Genomic DNA, 3,570 nt, shown 5'->3' on the forward strand with positions numbered 1-3,570 from the left:
GGCCGGCGGAACGACCGCGCGGGCGCTGGGGCCGGCCGGTGCGCTTCCGTCTGCGGGGACCTCCCAGGTGAGTGCGGCCACTGGGTCGACGGTTCCGGTTCCCACGAGATTTGACGGAGACCGGCCCGCGTCACGAGCGGTCCGTTGCAGTCGCGAAACAACCTGCTGCGCGGTCAGATCGGGGAATCGGCTGCGTACCAGCGCGGCGACGCCCGACACGTAGGCGGTCGCATAACTGGTTCCGAGCAGGGGGTGCGGCTTGCCGTCCTGGCCGACCATTCCGTTGGCCAGCCCGCCCGCATCGTCGTTGGACAGCGATATCACATTCTCGCCATTTGCCGCGATGCCTACCCACGGGCCGGACATCGTGAACTTCGAGGGACTGCCGTCGACGGACACCGATCCCACCGACAGCACGTACGGCTGCCACCATGAGGGAACCGAAACAGATTCCACCCCAGTCCAATTCCTTGGGTCGGTGCCGGAACCGCTGAGCGGGTTCGGTTGGCAGTTGGCGCCACCGCCGCTGCTGTCACCGGCTGCCGCGATGACGACAGCGTCCTTTTCTTCGACGGCGTACCGCAGGGCCGCACCGAGCGCGGCCTGGTCGATGGGCTTTGCCGCTGGTACGCAGACAACCGACGAAATGTTGATCACGCGCGCCCCGAGGTTCGCGGCGTGCACGATGGATCGGGCCAGTGTGTTGACAAAGTGGGTGGCGCCGTTGGTGGTGGGATCACCACCGGTGATTCGCGGGGAGAACTTCGAGGACTCCTGGCGAATCGAGATCAGCTTGGATGCGGGTGCGATGCCGGAGAATCCGTCAGGGCCGGGCTGGCCACCGATGATCCCCGCGACCATGGTCCCGTGCCCGTCGCAGTCGGTGAGTCCGTTGGTGGACTGTACGTAGTCGCCCCCGCCTTCGACATGCAGCCGTGAGCTCGGTTGCACTCCGGTGTCGATGATGGCGACGCTTTGCCCCTCACCGCGAGAGAAGCGCCATGCCGCCTCGAGCTCCTCGGACGGTTTTCCGCTTGTGCCCGTACCGGGCATCAACACAGTGGTGCTGCACGCAGCGGATTGCATGCCGGCGGTAGCACTGGGGGCTGAATCTCGAGGCAGCGCAGCGGGATCAGCCTCTGGGCGGGTCACCGCGTACGCGGCAGGAGCTGTCATAGGAGACAGCGCCAGCAGCATCGCGGCGACGGCGCCCACGGACATGAATCGGATCATCGGTTGAGGATCCAGGTGAACAGCCCGGTGAGGTATGCGATGACCGGCAACAGCGAGGCGTCGATGCCCGAGGCGAGGAATCCCAGGAGGCGCCGGCTGGGCAGCGAATAGCTTTCTGCCTCACCGATCTTCGGGTTGAACACCACGACAGTCAGCGCGGCGACCAGGAACGCCAGGACGGCGAGTGCCACCAGCGCGCCGGTGTAGCGCCCCGCGAAGGTAAAGATCACCAGCAGTGTGGACGTCACCACGAACGGCACCGCCAACAGCCAGGCCTTACATACCGCTGAATCCCACACACGGGCACGCAGCGCCGCTCCTGCGCTCACCGCGACCACCAGGTACCAGGCCCAGGGGCTTGCCGGTGCCGAGCCGCCGACGAGGGCCAGCGATCCCAGGATGGCCAGAAGTGAAGCACCCGCGATGAATCCGCTTTGGTGCGAGTCGCTGAGCTGGACGCGTCGCGGGAGGTCCTTGAGAACCGACATCGCCGGAGCGGAGGGCGTCGGGTCGCCGGGCGCGGGAATGGTCGGCAGCGGGAAGCGGGCGGCAAAGGCCGACAGCTGCGCGGCACGCACGGTGACCAGCAGTGCCACGACGATCAGTCCGCTACCCACGGCCAGCAGAGAGGGGTGCCACAGGATCTGGGCGCCTGCGGCACCGGCGATACCAAGGGACAGCACCGTGGTGGCGGTGAAGAACGCGGTCTGCTGACGCGCCACGATCAGGTAGATCAGCGACCACGCTGCCACCCCGGCGGCACCCAGGAGGGCGCGCGGGGCCAGTCCATCCCCGGGGATGGCGAGTGCGAGCGCGCCGGCAATCGGCGCCAGTGCGGTGATCGCCAACTCCGCACCCAGGCGCGGTGAGCGCACGTGTGCCACCAACGCTCCGATCGAGGCGACAACCGCCACCACGGCCAGGCCGGCAAGGCTCAGCGCCGAGCCGGTGCGAACGCTGTGCACGATGGCCAGAACCGTTGCCGCCACGATCAATGCGAGGACACCCAGGCGGGTGATGCGGGCGATGTGTTCGGCACCCCACGGGCGCTTGCGCGATTCGGAGAAGATGACGGCGGCATCCGCGATGTCTTCGACGATGCCGGGTGCGGCGGGTCCCACGGGGGTGGGACGCAACGTGAGCAGGTCTCCGTCGACGACGCCCACGGTGTCCAGGGTCGCATCGGCACTGAACGGTGCACCGTTGACCGGGGCCAGGCTCAGCCGCTGAGGCGTGGCCTCAGTGGCATCGGGGGCCACCATCCGGTGTACCGCGGGAATGATGTCGCGCATCGGCAGCTGAGTGGGCAAAGCGACCTCGGTCAGCTTTTCTTCACCGAGCACGGCTACCCGGACGATGGGCATCACGGCGTTGTCAGACATGGTGTTTCGTTTGACTCTCTCGATAGGGGGGTGGAGCACAGTAGGGAACTAATAGAGCGACAGCATCAGTCGAAGTCTCGGGTCAGTCGGGCGTCGGGGAACCAGTGCCCGTTCGGGAGCGTGGCCATCAACTGCTCGACGGCCACCGCGATCGCGAATGGGGCTCCGGGGGCAAAGGTCGACAACCAGGTGCCGTCCCCTGCGCGGTGTGGGCTGACGAGGATGCGGCCAGCGCTGGTGTCCACCACGCTGATGCCCACCTCGGAGGTTTGTTGAGTTGCGTTGTTACGTTGCCCAGCAACCACTTCGACATAGTTGCGGTTGCCGATGAACGCCGATTCCACCACAGCCTGCGCGGCGGGAGGGACGCCCAGGTATCCCACGACGTCGGCCAATGAGGCGCCGGAACGCAGCTGCTCGTCGGCCTTTGCTCCCACATGGGTGGGCAGTGTGAATTCGGGGAACCGTGCGGGTGCGCGCCATCGCAGTCCGGCGACCACGCTGGGGACAAGCGCCGACGGGTCGTCGGCATCGACCGCGGTGAAGGTGATCAGGTGGGCGTTACGCAGTGACACCACGGTCCGCGGGCGACCCTGCGATTGCGTGTGGGCGATGATGCCGCGCATTACGTCCGGATTCTCGGAACCCGCCGCGACATATCGCAGTTCGAGCCAACGGTCGGGGCGGCACACGGTACGGATCCATTCCGCCACAGCGGGATCCACCGCACCCTCGGCGCTCAGGACGCCGGCCCGGGTGAGTTCCTGAACGCGCTGGGCCGTGAATCCCGCGCGCTGTGCCTCATCCCGGAAGGGGACCGTGATCGCCAGCACCCAGGGAAAGGTGCCGGCGCTCAACGTGTCTGCGAGGAACCAGGCCTGGTCGACCGTCAGCTCGACGGCATCCGGCGACCGGGTGGCCTGGTTCTCCGCACGATCAGGTGCAGAAGCACCAA

General features: G+C 67.1%; 3 protein-coding genes. All 3 read right to left on the reverse strand.

Features of this window, described 5'->3' with window-relative positions; all coding sequences use genetic code 11:
* A partial coding sequence (gene mycP / locus B4400_RS24215) for a type VII secretion-associated serine protease mycosin (RefSeq protein ID WP_078356042.1) occupies positions 1 to 1,233 on the reverse strand: 1,233 nt, incomplete at its 3' end.
* Positions 1,230 to 2,615 (reverse strand): type VII secretion integral membrane protein EccD, encoded by a 1,386-nt coding sequence (gene eccD / locus B4400_RS24220; protein WP_078313188.1) that lies wholly within the window; start codon positions 2,613 to 2,615, stop codon positions 1,230 to 1,232. The genes eccD and mycP, both read right to left, overlap by 4 nt.
* Positions 2,616 to 2,680: 65 nt before the next feature.
* Positions 2,681 to 3,570, reverse strand: an 890-nt coding sequence (locus tag B4400_RS24225; RefSeq protein WP_286142493.1) for an ESX secretion-associated protein EspG, incomplete at its 5' end; no start/stop codon positions are given.

Source organism: Mycobacterium sp. D16Q13, assembly GCF_002013375.1.
GTDB lineage: Bacteria > Actinomycetota > Actinomycetes > Mycobacteriales > Mycobacteriaceae > Mycobacterium.